The sequence below is a fragment of the Paenibacillus sp. USDA918EY genome (assembly GCF_009870825.1).
GTDB lineage: Bacteria > Bacillota > Bacilli > Paenibacillales > Paenibacillaceae > Paenibacillus_AQ > Paenibacillus_AQ albilobatus.
In genome coordinates, this window is sequence record NZ_WTWY01000061.1 from 1 (window position 1) to 564 (window position 564).

At 51.2% G+C, this 564-nt stretch carries 1 protein-coding gene; it reads right to left on the bottom strand.

Going from position 1 to position 564, the window contains the following annotated elements; all coding sequences use genetic code 11:
* On the bottom strand, positions 1 to 564 hold a 564-nt coding region (locus tag GQY55_RS30815; RefSeq protein WP_268895092.1), incomplete at both ends, for an FtsK/SpoIIIE domain-containing protein.

A 564-nucleotide genomic window follows, 5' to 3' on the forward strand; every position in this document is an offset into this window, starting at 1 on the left:
GCTGCTGCAGCCGCGTCTCTGCATTGTTGAAGGGTGATTGCAAGGCTTTTGACGCATTCAAGCTCTCTATATATCCCTAACTCGACACCGCCCTTCAAATCGCATAAGAAAAGGTCAGGAGCGGGGTCAGAAACAAGCTGCGTCAAAATCGCCCGGAGCATAACCGACTTACCGCCGCCAGAAATGCCCCCGATCAATAAGTGCGGGAAAGAGCCGTCGAAGTCATAATGCCGCCCCTCGCCCCGATTGTTCACGCCGATGAACACTTTATATCCGGATCCTTCCCGGTATGGGACCTTTTTGGGCATTTCCTTCTTAATAATGTCGATGATCAGCCCTTCATCGTACCTCATTTCGATTCGATCCGGACTTACCCGTAGTGCCTCTGCAATAGCTGCTTTTTGATCGATGACCCTTGCAGACGAAAGGCCGATCGGCAGACCAACGAGTAGCCGGGTTCCCCATGGATTTTCATACGAAGCATTTACGGATGGGAAGGCATCGCCGGAGGACAGGTGGAGCGTTTTGCATGCAGAGATGAAGGAGTTACTTAAAGAAAAAGAG